This is a genomic window from Actinosynnema sp. CA-299493, from assembly GCF_050946825.1.
In the GTDB taxonomy this organism is placed as follows: Bacteria; Actinomycetota; Actinomycetes; order Mycobacteriales; family Pseudonocardiaceae; genus Actinosynnema.
Map to the genome: position 1 here is coordinate 6,902,919 of NZ_CP191993.1, position 15,294 is coordinate 6,918,212.

Consider the following 15,294-nt stretch of genomic DNA (forward strand, 5'->3'; position numbering starts at 1 on the left):
GTGAATCCTTTCGCGGGTTTCGGGGCTCTTATGGGTGATGGTTACGTCGAGGGGGACACGGGCGACCGGTTCGCCGCGTGAGGTGGGGGTGGACGTGGTCGACCGTGGTTGGGCGAGTGAGCAGCTCGTCAAGGCCGCGCAGGGCGGGGACCTGGAGTCGCTCACCGCCGTGGTGCACGGCGCCCATCCGCACGTGCGGCGGTTCGCCGGGCACCTGTGCGCGTCCACCCAGGACGCCGAGGACGCGGCGCAGGAGGCGTTGATCGTCCTCTACCGCAAGATCGGTTCCCTGCGCGCCACGGCGGCGCTCGCGTCCTGGATGTTCCGGGTCGTCCGGCACGAGTGCCTGCGCCGCGCCCGACGGCTGGTCGAGCACCACGACGAGCGCGGGGACGAGCACCGGGACGAGACCGGCGGCGACCCGGCGGCGTCCGCGGAGGACCAGGTCCTCAAGCGGCTGGAGGCCGAGCGCGTCGCGGAGGCGATCCGGGCGCTGCCCGACCTCCAGCGCCGGGTGCTGGTCATGCGTGACGTGCTGGGTCAGCCGGGGCGAGAGGTCGCCGCGGCGCTCGGGTTGAGCACGCCCGCGATGAAGTCCCACCTGCACCGGGCCAGGACCGCGCTCCGGCTCGACCTCCGCGGCGAGGTCGAGGGCGCTCTCGACGCCGCCCGCGACTGACCGGACCGACACCCCGATACGAAGGGAAGTCCCACCATGCTCGAAGCCGGTTCACCCGCGCCGCGACTGGACCTGGAGGACACCGCAGGCCAGGCCGTCCGCCTCTCCGACTACCAGGGGAGGCACGCGGTGCTGGTCTTCTTTATGCGGTCCACGTCCTGCCCGGTCTGCAACCTGCACGTCCGGGACCTCGTCGGCCGTGCCGGCGAACTGGCGGCCGACGACGTCCGCGTCCTGGTCGCGGTCCCGGAGGACCGCGCGACGGCGGCGGCGTGGAAGGCGAAGCGCGAGATCCCGTTCCCCGTCCTCACCGGCCGACGCGAGAGCCCGCACGAGATGATCGGGCTGGGACGGAAGGTCTTCGGCTCGGTGCAGCGGTCCGGCAGCCTCCTGGTCGACCGACAGGGCGTCGTCCGCCACGCCCACGGCGCCACGCTGCCCACGAACAGCTACGACAAGAAGGGGATCGCCGCCGCGATCGCGTCCCTGCGCGCCCCGGCCTGAGCGGTCAGCGGCTCGCCGGCGCCGCGACCGGCCCGTCGGCGACCGGCTCGTCGGCGACCGCCGGGTGGGTCCGGCGCAGCGCGACCATGCCGACCACCGCGAACACCACGACCACCGCGGCGCCGACGACGGCGACGGTGTGCAGCCCGGACGCGAAGGCGTCCCGCGCGGTGGCGAGCACCCCGTCCGCCAGTGGAGCGGGGAGGGTACCCGCCGCGCGCAGGGCGCCGGCCATGCTGTCCGTCGCCAGGGCGGCGGCCTCGGCGGGCACCTCCGCGGGAACGACGATCCGGTCGCGGTAGACGGCCGTGCCGACGCTGCCGAACACCGCGATCCCCATGGCGATGCCGAACTCGCCGCTCGTCTCCGACATCGCCGCCGCGGCGCCGGCCCTGCGCGGCGGCACCGAGCCCACCACCATCTCGGTGCACAGCACGCCCTGCGGGCCCATCCCGAAGCTCGCGATCGACATGCCCGCCACCACGAACGCCACCCCGCCGGCGCCGGTGGCCTGCGTGAACAGCACGATCCCGCCCGCCGCGACCAGCATCCCGAAACCGAGCACGAACTCCGGCCGGAAGCGCCGCGCCAGTCGCGGCGCGATCAGCGACCCGACCACCACCGCGCCCGCCTGCGGCACCAACCAGAGCCCGGCCTGCACGGCGCTCAACCCGGCGACCATCTGCAGGTACTGGCTGACCAGCAGGAAGACACCGCCCATGGTGAGCGCGCCGACCAGCATGATGCCCACCGCCGCGCTGAACGCAGGCACCCGGAACAGCCGCAAGTCCAGCACCGGGTCCGCCAGGCCGCGCTGCCGGCGGACGAACACCGCGCCGACCGCCACGCCGGCGGCGAGCACGACCACGCCGACGACCGACACGCCGTCCTTGGCCGTCTCCTTGAGGGCGTAGACGACCGGCAGGATCGCGCCGAGGGACAGCACCACGCTCGCCGGGTCGAGCCGCCCGGCGGCGGCGTCGCGGTACTCCGGCAGCAGCTTCGGCGCGACGGCCAGCAGCAGGACCATGACCGGCACGGCCAGCAGGAACACCGAGCCCCACCGGAAGTGCTCCAGCAGCACTCCGCCGACCACCGGCCCGATCACCATGCCGCCCATGAAGCAGCTCATCCACACCGAGATCGCGGTCCCGCGCTGCCGGGGGTCCTGGAACATGTTGCTGATCAGCGCCAGCGTGGACGGCATCAGCGTCGCGCCGGCGATCCCGAGCGCGGCCCGGGCCGCGATCAGCATCTCCGGGCTGGTGCTGAACGCCGCCACCGCCGACGCCACGCCGAACGCGGCGCCGCCCACCACCAGCAGCTTCCGCCGGCCGATCCGGTCGCCCAGGGTGCCCATCGTGACCAGGAAGCCCGCGATCATGAAGCCGTAGACGTCGATGATCCACAGCAGTTGGGTGCCGCTCGGGCGCAGGTCGGCGGCCAGGTGCGGGACCGCCAGGTGCAGCACGCTCATGTCCAGCGACAACAGCAGCGTCGGCAGCGCCAGCACCGCCAACCCCCACCACTCGCGTCGTCCTGCCCTCATCGTCGTCTCCCCGGTCTCGGTCGTGTCCTGCCACCCCTCAGTCGAACGGCGACGGCCCGGATCGACACCGCGGCCGGAACTCTTCGCCGAATTCGTCTTTGACGAGCCTGCGATAGTCGATCCTCGTGGAACGACACGACGACGAGACGACCGCGCTGCGCGACCTGGCCGGGCTCGCCACGCCCATGGCACTCCGGGTCGCGGTGACCCTGGGGTTGCCGGACCGGCTGCTCGGCGGCGGTCCTCCCACCGACGAACTCGCGGACGAGCTCGACGTCGACCCGGTCGCGCTCGGGCTCCTGCTGGCCCACCTCGCGGACCTCGGGGTGGTCGAACGCACCCCCACCGGCCACCGGACGAGCGAGTACGGCGCGCACCTCCGCACCGACGCCGGCAACGGCCTGGCCGACCTCCTCAACCTGGACGCGGCGGGCGGGCGCGCGGAACTGGCGTACGTCGAGCTCGCGCACAGCGTCCGCACCGGCCGGGCGGCCTACCCGCGCCGGTACGGGCAGGACTTCTACACCGACCTGGACGAGCACCCGCGCCTGCGCGAGTCGTTCGACCGCCAGATGGCGCACCGGTTCCGCGCGCACGTCCCGCGGATCGTCGCCGCCTTCGACTGGTCCCGGTTCGCCACCGTCGTGGACGTGGGCGGCGGCCAGGGCGGGCTGCTCGCCGAGATCCTGCTCGCCCACCCCGGAACGCGCGGCCACCTGGTCGACCTCCCGCCGACCGCCGCCGAGGCCCGCCGCACCTTCGCCGCGCACGGTCTCGAAGGGCGGACCGAGGTGACGGCGGGCAGCTTCTTCGACCCGCTCCCGGCCGGCGCGGACGCCTACGTGCTGTTCGACATCCTCCACAACTGGGACGACGAGCACGCCGACCGCGTCCTGGGCCGGTGCGTCGAGGCCGTGCGCCCCGACGGGCGCGTGCTCGTCATCGAGGGGGTCGGCGGGCTGCGGGCGAGCAGCGCGAGCGACCTGGACATGCTGGTGATCTTCGGCGGGCGCGAGCGGCGGCTCGACGAGTTCCGCGCGCTCGGCTCGTCGCACGGCCTGGTCCTCGACACCGTGACCGACCTGACCGACCACCGCTGCCTGCTCGAATTCCGCTTCACGCCCGAATAGCGCCACCGCGCGTTCCCAGGCCGCGCCGCGAGGTCGAGACCGACCCGACGACCCCGCTCTCGTGCTGACCGCGCGCGGCGCCGGGTGCCGGTTCGACGCGGACGCCTGACGTGGGGGTTCGCCCGGCGCTCGTCGGGTCGTCCGCCGCCCGGGACACCGTCGGCGCAGGTGGGCGGTTGTGGATGCCTGATAGGGGTCGTATGGTTGTGGTGCACAGCTACCACTACGGGGAGCGACGAATCGGGTTGAGCAGAAGCTCGGTTGTTGGTTCTGGTACCAACCGAGGAGTGCCCAGTGGGCGAAGCCTGCACCGAGACCACACCCGGGACAACCACTCGCACCACCGATCACGACGGCGTGGTCGTCGTCACGGTGACCGGTGAGATCGACATGTCCTGCGAGCAGCCGATCCGGGCGACGATCCTGAGACAGCTGGACCGGCGACCCGCCGGTCTCGTCCTCGACCTCGCCGCCGTCGACTTCTTCGGCTCGGCCGGCATCCAACTGGTGGTGGAGGCGGTCCTGCGCGCGGAACGCCTCGACGTGCCGCTGGTGCTGGCGACCGACCGGCGCACCGTCCTGCGCCCGTTGGAGATCACCCTGGTGAACGAGACGGTCGACATCCACCCCACCCTGCGCGGCGCGCTCGCCGCGCTGCGGAACCACGCGCCGTCACCGCAGGCGGCGAACCGGTAGTCCGCCGGCCGGGACGGGGGCTGCCCGGTCCGTCAGTCCCCGCCGGCCAGGATCTCCTCGACGAACTGCTCGGCGAAGTCGCGGAGCTTGACGTTCGCCCGCTGCGACCGGTCGACCAGCATCGCGAACGCCTTGTCCGCGGGCACCCGGTGCACGGCCATGACGATGCCCTTCGCCTGGTCGATGACCGCCCGCGAGGTCAACGCGTGCCGCAGCTGCGCCGCCTGCCCACGAACGCGCAGGTAGCGACCGGCGCTGCGCAACGCCGTCTCCACCGCCGTGGTGTACAGCTCCAGCAGCGCCGCGTCGAGCGCCCGGAAGCCGTCCGGCCGCTTGCTGTAGAGGTTGAGCGAGCCCGGCGAGTCCTCGACGCGCAACGGCACCGACAGGTAAGCGGCGACGCCGAAGTCCGCGACCAGTTCGCCGAACGCCGGCCACCGGCGCGGCAGCTCGGCCGGCACGGCGAGCACGAGCTGCCCGGTCCGGGCGGCCTCCAGGCACGGCCCCTCGGCGGCCAGGTACTGCGCGAGGTCCACGTCCAGCGCCGCCTGACCGGTCGCCGCGCCGGTCACCGGCTCGCCGTCGGTCAGCAGCGTCACGCTGACCATGTCCGCGTTCGGGATCGCGTGCGCCACCTGCGCGCAGATCCGGTCGAGGATGACCGCCAGGTCCTCCTCCTGCTCCAGGAGCCCGGACAGCCCCTCCAACGCGCCGGTGACGTCGTCCAGCCGCCGGACCAGCCCTTCGACGACGTGGTCGTCCGCCGCAACCCGCCGCACGCCGCCCATCGCCATCGCCTCCCGTCCGTGCCGGTCAACACCCCGTGGCCGCCACCGGCGCCACGATCCGTCACCCCTATCGTGCCCACTTCGAGGCTTTGTCACACTTCCCGCACGAAGGCGTGAGCTGGCGCGGGAGGGGAACACCCGAAAGTTGGGGTGAGACCGGAACGGGGACGCATTCACCGTCCCGCACGCTCACGGCCTGGCGATCCCGACGAGCGCATCGCCGCTCGACGGAGAAGCAGTTCACCCGATCGGTGCGTCGAAAGCCGCTACCGTTCGGGTGAGATGACCGCAGCCACCGGGGCCGGACCCGCCAGACCGCCGGGCGCGCTGATCCGCGCCGACCCGCTCGCGCGCCGGTTCCACCCGGAGCACGCCGAGGCCGCGTACCGCGTGTTCTACCAAGGCGTCGGGCACGACGGCCGGGGTCGCCTCGTCACCGGGTCGGTGTTCATCCCCGAGGGCACGCCTCCCGCCGACGGCTGGCCGGTGGTCAGCTACGCCCACGGCACCACGGGCCTGGCCGACCGCACCGCACCGTCGCGCACCGGCCTGCTCCGGCTGGAACGCGCGCACGTCGCCACCTGGCTCGCGGCCGGCTACGCCGTCACCGCGACCGACTACGAAGGTCTCGCCACCCCCGGCCCGCACCCGTACCTCAACGGCGAGGCGGTGGCCGACGACGTGGTCGACATCGTCCGCGCCGCACGGCGGCTCGACCACCCGCTCGGCCACCGGTGGCTCGTCGCGGGTTTCTCGCAGGGCGGCCACGCCGCGCTGTTCACCGCCCTGATCGCGACGGGGTACGCGCCGGAGCTGGACTTCCTCGGCACGGTCGCGCTCGCGCCGCCCGTGCACCTGGCACGCGTCATCGCCACCCGCACCAGCGACGCCTCCGGGACCGTGTCCGCGTTCGTGCCGATCGTCCTGGCGGGCATGCGCACCCGGTACCCGGACTTCGCCGACGGCTTCCTCACCGAGCGCGGCGTCACCCTGGTCGACCTGGCCGAACGCGTGTCCCTGGTCGAGATGCTCCGTGCCACCAGGGCGGTCACCAACCACGAGACCGGCATGACCGACCTGACCCGGCACGTCGACGTGGCCCGGGTGCTCGACGAGTGCCGCGTCCCGGTCACCCGGCTGGACCGCCCGGTCTTCCTCGCCGCGGCCGGGCTCGACGAGATCGTGCCGCCGGGCGTGATCCACGACTTCGCCGACGACATCGCCACCGCGGGCAGCACGGTCCACCTGACCACGTACGCGGACGCCGACCACGGCACGATCCTCACCGCCGCCCACCCCGACGCGACGGACTGGGCGGCGGCGCTCACCGGCCACACCCACGCCCCCGTCACGCCCGCCGCGCGCTTCGACCTCCTGGACGCGACCGGCGACGGCTACCTGCGGCGTGACGACTACGAGGTCTTCGCGCTGCGGCTGGTCCAGTCGTTCGGCCACCCGCCCCGCTCGGCCGCCGCGATGGCCGTCCGGCTCGGCTACCGGGGCCTGTGGCGCGCGCTGGCCGCCGAGTCCGACACCGACGACGACGGTCGCGTCGGCAAGGCCGAGTTCCTCGCCTGGACGGGCCGCGCCGCGCACACCGCCTTCGACCGGACGCTGCGCCCGCTGGCGGCGGCCGTGCTGGCGCTGGTCGACACGAACGGCACGGACGTCCTGGAACGCGACGAGTTCCTGACCCTCACGACCCGGTGCGGCCTGCCCGACGCCGACGCCCGCGGCCTGTTCGAAGGCCTCGACGTCGACCGGCGCGGCGCCGTGGAGGCGGCGGAGATCATCCGCGCCACCAGGGAGTTCTGCCTGGACCCGACGCCGGACAAACCCGGCCGGTGGCTGTTCGGCCGGTTCTGACCCGCGTCGGCGAGCGTCACGTCTGCGGCCACATCGAGTACACGAGGTCCTCCCCGTTCGCGCACACGACCTGCGGCAGCGCCGGTTCCGGGACCTGGTTGCACGTCATCGTGGCGACCACCAGCGGCGCGAGCCCCGGAGTCGGGTCCCGGCGCTGGGCGTAGTAGTCGACCAGCACCGCGGCGGCCTGGTCGCACGTCAGCCGGCCCGACGGCGTCTCCACGACGACGGCCAGCATCGGCTTGCCCAGAGCGCCGGGGAACGGGTCGTCGCAGTACCGGGCGGGCGCGCCCTCGTCGATCGTCGGCAGCGGAACGGGGCCGGGCTCCGGGTCGGGCTCGGACGTCGGCTCCGGGGTCGACCCGGCGGTCGACCCCGAGGTCCGCTCGGTGGTCCGCTCCACCTCGACCGTCGTGGTCGCGGCCCCGGAGCCGATCACGGTGGCCGAGCAGCCGGTGACCAGCGCGAGGACCGCGACGAGGACCACCCCCGACAGGGTGGCCCGGTGCTGGTGGCTTCCGGCGTTCGATCGCCTGGCGGGCGGCAGCGTCGTCACGGTCACTGGGACGTGCCGGGGACGCCGGCGGTTGCGGTCGGTTTCACATCACAGCGCGGTAACGGTTGGCTGAGGCGGGCTCGGGGGTCCCGGCGGGGCGGTTTGCTGTCCGCCATGAACACGAAGGTCGCGTCCGCGCTGCTGGCGCTGGGTTTGAGCGCCTCCCTGGTCGGGTGCTCCAGCAAGGAGGACGAGTTCGTCCGGGAGTTGAAGGCCGCCGGGTTCACCGCGGTCGGCGAACCGAGCACCGAGTCCGAGAAGAAGACCAAGAAGATCGGCAAGCGGACGGTCAAGTCCTCGCAGAAGACCATCGAGGTCGTGGTGCGGGTCAAGGGCTGCGACCTGGAGTTCGCGAAGGTGTCCGGGCAGTCCGGCTACTGGCTGGACGAGCTGCACGTCAACGGCCAGGAGCCGGACTGGCCCGGCTACCCCGAGAACCTGAAGCAGCAGGACGTCGTGAGCGCGTTCGCGGGCAACCAGCCCAAGCCGGCCGGCTTCGAGGACTGCTACCGGCCGGACCAGCCCTAGCCCGGGAGCCGGTCGGATCAGCGGCCCCGTCCTCGATCACGAGGGCGGGGCCTCGTCGCGTTCACCCGAAGGCGTTCGACGAGAGAACCCGGGAGTTGACGACCGCACTAGTGCGGGCCGCTTGTCGCGCGCTCGTGGTGGTGTAGCGGACGAACGCGCGGTAGTCGTCCGGGAGAGGGAGTGGTGGCACTGCCCGGAGCACAGCGGACCGGACCCGGCCCCGAACCCCGCCCCGAACCCCGCCGGCCGGAGCCGGAGGGGGCACAGCGGCATGCCGCCTGCCTGGTCGCCGCGCGCGACGGCGACCGCCGGGCGCTGGACGCGCTGGTCGCGGACCTGACACCGCTGGTGTGGCACGTCGCCCGGGGGCACGGCCTGGACCGCGCCACGGCGGAGGACGTCGTGCAGGCGGTCTGGCTCGCGCTGCCGCGCGCCCTCGACCGGATCGCCGACCCGCGCGCGTTGGCCGGGTGGCTCGTCGTCACGACGCGCCGCGAGGCGAAGCGGACCTGGACACCGGCCCGCCGCGAAGCGTCGGTGAGCGACGACGCGGCGGAACTGGTGAGCGAGCACGGCCTGCCCGAGGACGCCGTGCTGCTCGACGACCGGGACCGCCGGCTGTGGCGGGCCTTCGGCCGGTTGTCCCAGCGGTGCCAGGAACTCCTGCGGCTCACCGCGCTGGCCGGCCGGGCGGAGCACGGCGCGGTCGCCGAGGCGCTGACCGCGCCGCGCACCGGCGCCGGCCCGACCCGGCGCCGGTGCCTGGACGTGCTGCGCGCGCACCTCGACGCCGAGACCGGTTGGCCGGGCCTGCCGTCGCCCGCCCGGCCGCAGCGCCCACCCCGTGACCCGCGGGTGCGGTTGCGCTCCGACCGGCCGGTGGTCGCCGGCGCGCCGGCGGAGGTCGAGTTCGGCTACACGGTGGTCCGGGACGCCCTCACGACCTCCGGGCACGACGCCCCGCCCGTGGCGGAACCGGTGCGCGTGCTGCTGCACGCCGAGGGCGCCACCGTCGAACCGCTGACCCGGGTGTTCCGGCTGCCGGCCGACCTCGACGCGCGGGCGGTGCGGTTCCGCGTGGTGCCGGTCGAGCGGGGCACGCTCGAACTCGTGTTCCGGGTCTACCTCGGCGACGGCCACCTGCTCCAGGAGGTCCGCGCCGACCTGCCGGTGGGTGAGGCCTGATGCGCGAGCTGACGAGCACGGTCACGGTCGACCACAGCGACCGCCTCCGGTCCATCCCGGACACCCGCCACCACCGCGACCGCACGATCCACCTCCGGTTCCCGCGCCTGGCCGACGGCTACCTCGTCCAGGCCTGGGGCAGCGCTTTCCCGCAGGACGGCGGCGGCCACCAGGGGCGCGTGCTCCTGGGCGCGGCCACGGTGCAGGCCGGCGTCGACGACCTGCGGGCGCGGTGGCGCGCCAGGCTGGTCGACCACGTCGACCACGTCGACCACGTCGACCACGTCGACCACGTCGAGCCGGGTGCGGGGCCGACCAGCCGGCCGTTCGCCGACGGCTGGGACCTGGCCGGCCGGGACGTGGACGAGGCGGTGCTGTCCCTCGCCCGCGCCGGCCACGACCTGTTCACCCTGCTGTTCCGCAACGGCGACGCCGGGCTCGATGAGATCCACGACCGCCTCCTCACCGCGATGCGCGCCGACGAGCACACCGTCACCGTCGAGTCCGACGACCTGCACGTGCCGTGGGGACTGCTCTACGTCCCGCTGGACGACCGCGAATCGTTGTGGGACAACGACTACCGCTGGGACCCGCGTGGTTTCTGGGGCTACCGCCACCTGATCGAGCACACCTCCTCCCGCGCGCCCGGCGTCGTCCACCCCGACCGTCACGGGGACGTCCACGACCACCTGCGGCACCGGGGCGCGTGCTGCCTGGTCGAGCCGCAGGTCGACCCGCCGCGCGCCTTCGCCCGCGAGTACGCCACGAGGCTGTCCGACGCCTTCCTGGTGCCCGGCGCCAGGCTCGGCGACGTCGTCCGCGACCTCGCCCGCGCGTTCCTGGACGAGCACCACAACCCGCTCGGCCTGCTCTTCTCGCTGCACGGCGGCATCGGCGCGCACCCGGCGGCCGACGAGCCGGCGGCGTCGACACGGTGATCGGACTACCGGCGTGGTGCGTTACCTGAATGGGTGACAGTTAGGGGCATTTACGCACGGCAGAGACCGTATGCCTACCCGATGTGCGAAATAGCTTCTCGACGGTTACGCCGTTGTGCCACTATTGCCCTGTTCGAGCGGTACGAGGGGCCCGCTGAACCTGACTCAGAGCAATCGTCTGAGTCGCTTGCAAGGCCAAGACAGATCCTCAGGGGAGGGAGATCGTTTTGTCGACGCCCACCGAGACCAAGATCAACTTCGTGGACGAGAACGTCGGGATCGCGGAGACCGCGGAGAACGTCCAAGAGGACGGGACCACGACTGCGATCACGCCGGAAACCACACCGGGAACCACGCCGGAGCAGCCGGAACACCTGCACGACCACACGCACCACCACCGGCTGGAGAACGGCGAATTGTCGCCGCTGTGCTCAGGTGGCGGGTGTGCGGACGGTTCACCGGTGAAGTGACCTGTCAAACGTGATCGAGCCCGTCGACCGGATCTCCCGGTCGACGGGCTTTATCACGTCGCGTTGTGTGATGTCATGGAACCGTGCCTGAACCCGCTTCTCCCGATGAAGCCGCCGTCATCCGCGAAGCGCGCGAACTGCACCTGAGCGGGGTGGAGGCGACCTGCGCCGGACGGCACCACGAGGCGGCACGGTTGCTGCGGCGCGGGCAGCGCCTGGCGGACACGATCGACCCCGTGGACCCGGTGGTCCGATCCGAGTGGCTCGCCACGCGGATCCGGTTGGCCTCGACGTCCGCGACCGTGATGGCGGAGACCTCGGGCCCGGCCGCCGGGCTGACCGGACTGGTCGAGGCACGGCGGCTGATCGAGGACGTGGCCGATCCGGTCGTGAAGACGGAGCTGCGCGGACGGGTCGAGCACAACCACGGCCTGCTGTTGCTGAACGCGGGGTTCATCGAGGACGCGATCACCGCCTTCGACGCCGCGCTGGAGCACAAGGAGCGCCGTCTCGCCGCCGGCGGGCCGGTGTCGCCGTTGGTCGACCTGGTCGTGAAGACGCTGCGGAGCAGGGGCACGGCGCACACGCGGCTGGGCTCCGTGCGCCAGGCGCGGCTCGACCTCACCAGGGCCGTGGCGCTGGCGACCGAGCACGGGCTGCTGGACCGCGCGGCGGACGCGAACCACGCGGCCGGGTTGTTGGACCTGCGGGTCGGCGACGTGCCGGCGGCGCTGCGGCGCTACGAGACCATCGACCGGTCGTACCGGCAGCAGGGGCTGGACGTGCCGGTGCTGCTCGGCCTGAACCGGGCGCAGGCGCTGATGTCCGCGGGCCTGGCCGACGAGGCGGGCGACCAGCTCGACACCCTGCTCCCGGTGATGCGCGCCGAGCAGAGCGTCACCCGCGACCTGGCCGACGTCGAGCTGTACCGGGCGGGCGCCGCGTACATGACCGACGACCTCGACCTGGCGCGCGCCATGGCCTCGTCGGCACGGCGGCGGATGCGGCGCTGGGGCTGTGAGACCTGCGTCGCGAACGCCACGCTCATCGGGCTGCGCGTGGACACCCGGCTCGCGTTGCGGTCCGGCCGGGTGTCCCGGTCGTTGCCCGGGCGCGCGCTGGACTTCGCCGACTCGCTGCCCGTGCCGCGGTTGGCCGAGCAGGCGGCTCTCGCCCGGATGCTGGCGGTGCGGCTGGAGATCCGCCGCGGTGACGTCGGCGCGGCGGCGGGCATCCTCGACCGGGTGCCCCGGCCCGGGAAGCTCGCCCCGATCGACTACCGGATGCTGCGCCGGCTGTGCCGGGCCGAGCTCGCCATCGCCCTCGGCCGACGGTCCGCCGCGCTCACCGAGATCCGGGCCGGCCTGACGGACCTCGAACACGTGCGCGACCGGATGGGCGGTCTCGACCTGCTGTCCGGGACCGCGCTGCACGGCCGGGAGCTGGCCGAGCTCGCCGTCCAGCTGGTGCTCGACGGCGGCCACGCGCGGCGGTTGTTCTCCTGGCTGGAGCGGACGCGGGCGCAGACCTACCGCTACGAGCCCCTGACCCACCTCGACAACCCCGAGCTGGCCGAGCGGATCGCCGAGGTCCGCAGCCTCACCCAGTCGATCCACCAGGCCGAGCACGACGGCCACTCGACCGCCGTGCTGCGCGGTCGCCGGGCCGAACGCCTGCGCGAGGCCAACCGGCTCGGCTGGCACACGGGCCGGTGGGGCAGGCCCCGGCCGGTCGCCGGGCCGGCCGACGTCATGGCGCGCCTCGGCGACCGGGCCCTGGTGAGCTTCGCGTCGTCCGACGACGACCTGGTCGCGGTGGTCGTGGTCGGCTCCGACGTGCGGCTGGCGCGGCTCGGGTCGGCGGAGCGAGCGGCCGAGAGCGCCCGGATGCTGAACGCGGACCTCAACGCGCTGGCGCCCGACCACCTGCCGGAACCGCTGGTGCGGGTGATGTCGGCGTCGGCGCGCAAGCAGGCCGACCGGCTCGACGCGCAGCTGGTCCAGCCGCTGGCCGAGCTGATCGGCGAGCGCGAGCTGGTGGTCGTGCCGACCGGCGCGCTGTACGCGGTGCCCTGGGGCGTGTTGCCGACGCTGCACGGGCGGCCGACCGTCGTCGCGCCGTCGGCCACCGCGTGGCTGGCCGCGGACCGCGCCGAGAGCGGGTCGGGCGGGCGGGCGGTGCTGGTGCGCGGCCCGGGGCTGCCCGCCGCCGTCGGTGAGATCGACAAGCTCGGCGCGCACTACACCACCGCGGCGCTCCTGTCGGGCCGGCGGGCGTCGGTCGCCACGGTGCTGGAGGCGTTGGACGGCGCGGGGATCGCGCACCTGGCCGCGCACGGCGTCCACGAGCCGGAGAACGCCCTGTTCTCCCGGCTGGAGCTGAGCGACGGCCCGCTCTACGCGCACGAGATGGCCGGCCTCGCCCACCCGCCGCGGCAGGTCGTGCTGGCCGCGTGCGAGCTCGCCCTCAACCGGATCCGCCCCGGCGACGAGCCCCTCGGCTTCGCCAGCGCCCTGCTCGCCAGCGGCTCGCAGCTGGTGGTCGCCCCACTGAGCCGGGTCGGCGACCAGGCGTGCGCCGCCGCGATGGACGACTACCACCGCAGCCTGGCCGCCGGCGCGCGACCGGCCGTGGCACTGGCGGACGCCATCGCGATCGACCCGCTGCGGCGGCCGTTCGTGTGCCTCGGCAGCGGCTGAACCCGCTGCCCGCGTTCGACGTGCTCACCGGTCCGTCGACCCGCGGTCGGCGCGGCCCTCCTTTGTAGACCGACCAAGGCGTGACCCGGAGTGCGCAACCTCATCCCGCACGTCGGCGCATTGGCGGTGTCGGCCGGGCCTCCAGCGGGTAATGGTGGGAGGTGTCGCAGCCGGGATCGGGGTGAGGGAGCGACCGTGCACGGTGATGGAGAGCAGCCGTCGGTGACGGTCGAGGACGCGGGTGACGACGGTGTGGTGATCGCCGCCGTGCACGGCGACTTCGACGTCGACAGCTTCCGCGACGTGCGCGAAGCGTTGTTCACCTGCCTGAACGGCCGGGCGTCCGCGCTGGTGGTCGACCTGGGCGACGTGGGGTTCTTCGGGTCGATGGGCATCGCGGTGCTGGTCGAGGCGCGGCAGCGCGCGGACGTGGTGGGCGCCGGGTTCGCCGTGGTGGCGGGCAGGCGCACGGTGGCGCGGCCGATCCGCCTGACCGACACCGAGGACCTGCTGCGGCTGCACCGCACCCAGGACGAGGCGCTGGCCGCGGTGCGCGCCCGGTCCTCGCGGGGTGCGGACGCCGGGTTCTCGTGGTGGTCGTCGTGAGGCGGCCTCGGCGCCGATGACCGGGGTCGAGCCACCCCGTCCCGCGCGAGCCGTGACCACGAGGCCCGCCGTCCCCGGCTCGACTACCCTCGAAGAGGTCGGAGGGAGCGGTCGTGACGGATGAGGAGCTCGTGGTCGAGTTCGCCCTGACCCGGCTGGACAACCCCGGCCTCGACCTGGAGGACATCGCCGCGCTCGTGGTCCGGCGGGTCGGTCACGACCGCATGGTGGAGTTCGCCTCGCGGAACCTGGCCACGCGCGGCGAGCTGCGGGGCGCGGCGTTCCCGTCCGCGGTCGAGCACGTGCTCCGGGTCGTGCTGACCCTGCGCGGTCCCGCCGACTGAGGCCGCCCGACCGCCGGACGCGGTGGCCGGAGCACCTCGGCGGGCGGCACGGGGAGGTCAGACGCTGCGCAGCACCGAGACTACGGCGCCGAGGACGACCGCCCGGTCGCCGTCGATGGCGCTGTAAGCCGGGTTGCGCGGCTCCAGGAACACGTGCCCGTCGCGACGCCGGTACACCTTGACGGTCGCCTCGCCGTCGATCATCGCGGCGACGATCTGCCCCGAGTGCGCCTCGTGCTGCTGCCGCACCACCACGATGTCGCCGTCGCAGATCGCCGCGTCGACCATCGAGTCGCCGCGCACCTTCAGGCCGAACACGGTCCCGCGCCCGGTCAGCTCGCGCGGCAGCGTCAGCACGTCGTCCACGTGCTCCTCGGCCGCGATGGGCGCGCCGGCGGCGATGTGGCCGACCACGGGCACGGGCACGGAGTCGGCGGCCGGCCGCGTCGACGGCTCGCGCAGGAACAGGCGCACGTCCATCGGCCGGGACATCGCGGCGCCACGCCGCAGGAAGCCCTTCTCCTCCAGTGCCGCCAGGTGCTTGGACACCGAGGACGAGGACCGCAGGCCGACCGCGTCGCCGATCTCCCGCGTGCTCGGCGAGTACCCGTGCCTGACCACCCAGTCGCGGATCACCGCGAGGATCCGCTGCTGGCGTGGCGGGAGGGTGGAGGTGTCCAGGTGCTCGAAGGCGTCAAGATCGTCGTAGGCGGTCACCTGCTCGATCATAGAGCGGGGTGGCACCGGCAGTGCCCG

Annotated in this window: 15 protein-coding genes and 1 pseudogene; 12 read left to right on the forward strand and 4 right to left on the reverse strand. The window is 73.7% G+C overall.

Annotated features, from left to right (window positions below; all coding sequences use genetic code 11):
* Positions 1-94 precede the first annotated feature (94 nt).
* Together ACQPYE_RS28895 and ACQPYE_RS28900 are read left to right on the forward strand one after the other, a co-directional pair.
* On the forward strand, positions 95-679 hold the full coding sequence (locus ACQPYE_RS28895; RefSeq protein WP_498715854.1) for an RNA polymerase sigma factor: 585 nt from the start codon (positions 95-97) through the stop codon (positions 677-679).
* Positions 680-715: 36 nt separating this feature from the next.
* The gene (locus tag ACQPYE_RS28900) at positions 716-1,183 is read left to right on the forward strand and encodes a peroxiredoxin family protein (protein WP_498715855.1); all 468 of its coding nucleotides are present in this window, start codon (positions 716-718) and stop codon (positions 1,181-1,183) included.
* Positions 1,184-1,187: 4 nt separating this feature from the next.
* On the opposite strand, the gene ACQPYE_RS28905 is transcribed toward ACQPYE_RS28900, so the two are convergent.
* Complete coding sequence (locus ACQPYE_RS28905; RefSeq protein WP_498715856.1) at positions 1,188-2,732, reverse strand: MFS transporter; 1,545 nt, start codon at positions 2,730-2,732, stop codon at positions 1,188-1,190.
* Positions 2,733-2,857: 125 nt separating this feature from the next.
* Here ACQPYE_RS28905 and ACQPYE_RS28910 point away from each other — a divergent pair, with 125 nt between their 5' ends.
* A complete protein-coding gene (locus ACQPYE_RS28910) occupies positions 2,858-3,862 on the forward strand; it encodes a methyltransferase (protein ID WP_498715857.1) in 1,005 nt (334 codons plus the stop codon).
* Positions 3,863-4,156: 294 nt separating this feature from the next.
* A complete protein-coding gene (locus tag ACQPYE_RS28915) occupies positions 4,157-4,558 on the forward strand; it encodes an STAS domain-containing protein (RefSeq protein ID WP_498715858.1) in 402 nt (133 codons plus the stop codon).
* Between the two features lie 32 nt (positions 4,559-4,590).
* Here the strand turns inward: ACQPYE_RS28915 and ACQPYE_RS28920 are convergent, their stop codons facing one another.
* Positions 4,591-5,352, reverse strand: coding sequence for an ANTAR domain-containing protein (locus tag ACQPYE_RS28920; RefSeq protein WP_498715860.1), 762 nt, complete (start codon positions 5,350-5,352; stop codon positions 4,591-4,593).
* Between the two features lie 276 nt (positions 5,353-5,628).
* Between ACQPYE_RS28920 and ACQPYE_RS28925 the strand changes: the two genes are divergently transcribed.
* A complete protein-coding gene (locus ACQPYE_RS28925; protein WP_498715863.1) occupies positions 5,629-7,212 on the forward strand; it encodes a lipase family protein in 1,584 nt (527 codons plus the stop codon).
* Between the two features lie 16 nt (positions 7,213-7,228).
* On the opposite strand, the gene ACQPYE_RS28930 is transcribed toward ACQPYE_RS28925, so the two are convergent.
* Complete coding sequence (locus ACQPYE_RS28930; RefSeq protein ID WP_498715865.1) at positions 7,229-7,699, reverse strand: hypothetical protein; 471 nt, start codon at positions 7,697-7,699, stop codon at positions 7,229-7,231.
* A 183-nt stretch (positions 7,700-7,882) separates the two neighbouring features.
* On the opposite strand from ACQPYE_RS28930, the gene ACQPYE_RS28935 reads away from it, so the two are divergent.
* The 7 genes and pseudogenes from ACQPYE_RS28935 (at position 7,883) to ACQPYE_RS28965 (ending at position 14,538) form a co-directional block, all read left to right on the forward strand.
* Entirely contained in the window at positions 7,883-8,296 is a 414-nt protein-coding gene (locus ACQPYE_RS28935; RefSeq protein ID WP_498715866.1) for a hypothetical protein, read from the forward strand.
* A gap of 189 nt (positions 8,297-8,485) precedes the next feature.
* Positions 8,486-9,097 (forward strand): annotated as a pseudogene (locus ACQPYE_RS28940) (RNA polymerase sigma factor); the annotation flags it as partial.
* A gap of 383 nt (positions 9,098-9,480) precedes the next feature.
* A complete protein-coding gene (locus tag ACQPYE_RS28945) occupies positions 9,481-10,419 on the forward strand; it encodes a hypothetical protein (RefSeq protein WP_498715868.1) in 939 nt (312 codons plus the stop codon).
* Between the two features lie 227 nt (positions 10,420-10,646).
* Positions 10,647-10,889: a hypothetical protein gene (locus ACQPYE_RS28950; RefSeq protein ID WP_498715870.1), complete on the forward strand. Its 243-nt coding sequence runs from the start codon at positions 10,647-10,649 to the stop codon at positions 10,887-10,889.
* Between the two features lie 83 nt (positions 10,890-10,972).
* On the forward strand, positions 10,973-13,588 hold the full coding sequence (locus tag ACQPYE_RS28955; protein ID WP_498715875.1) for a CHAT domain-containing protein: 2,616 nt from the start codon (positions 10,973-10,975) through the stop codon (positions 13,586-13,588).
* A gap of 195 nt (positions 13,589-13,783) precedes the next feature.
* Positions 13,784-14,194 carry an STAS domain-containing protein gene (locus ACQPYE_RS28960; protein ID WP_498715878.1) on the forward strand — a complete coding sequence of 137 codons (411 nt, stop codon included), beginning with the start codon at positions 13,784-13,786 and terminating at the stop codon, positions 14,192-14,194.
* Between the two features lie 113 nt (positions 14,195-14,307).
* Positions 14,308-14,538 (forward strand): hypothetical protein, encoded by a 231-nt coding sequence (locus ACQPYE_RS28965; RefSeq protein ID WP_498715880.1) that lies wholly within the window; start codon positions 14,308-14,310, stop codon positions 14,536-14,538.
* 57 nt (positions 14,539-14,595) lie between these two features.
* On the opposite strand, the gene lexA is transcribed toward ACQPYE_RS28965, so the two are convergent.
* Positions 14,596-15,255, reverse strand: a complete 660-nt coding sequence (gene lexA / locus ACQPYE_RS28970) for a transcriptional repressor LexA (RefSeq protein WP_498715881.1) — start codon at positions 15,253-15,255, stop codon at positions 14,596-14,598.
* Between the last annotated feature and the right edge of the window lie 39 nt (positions 15,256-15,294).

What these genes read in the sequence shown, in the direction of transcription:
- ACQPYE_RS28945 (WP_498715868.1), top strand. Translation starts at nt 9,481, where the DNA reads ATGCGCGAGCTGACGAGCACGGTCACGGTCGACCACAGCGACCGCCTC.
- ACQPYE_RS28925 (WP_498715863.1), top strand. Translation starts at nt 5,629, where the DNA reads ATGACCGCAGCCACCGGGGCCGGACCCGCCAGACCGCCGGGCGCGCTG.
- ACQPYE_RS28900 (WP_498715855.1), top strand. Translation starts at nt 716, where the DNA reads ATGCTCGAAGCCGGTTCACCCGCGCCGCGACTGGACCTGGAGGACACC.
- ACQPYE_RS28935 (WP_498715866.1), top strand. Translation starts at nt 7,883, where the DNA reads ATGAACACGAAGGTCGCGTCCGCGCTGCTGGCGCTGGGTTTGAGCGCC.
- ACQPYE_RS28920 (WP_498715860.1), bottom strand. Translation starts at nt 5,352, where the DNA reads ATGGCGATGGGCGGCGTGCGGCGGGTTGCGGCGGACGACCACGTCGTC.
- ACQPYE_RS28905 (WP_498715856.1), bottom strand. Translation starts at nt 2,732, where the DNA reads ATGAGGGCAGGACGACGCGAGTGGTGGGGGTTGGCGGTGCTGGCGCTG.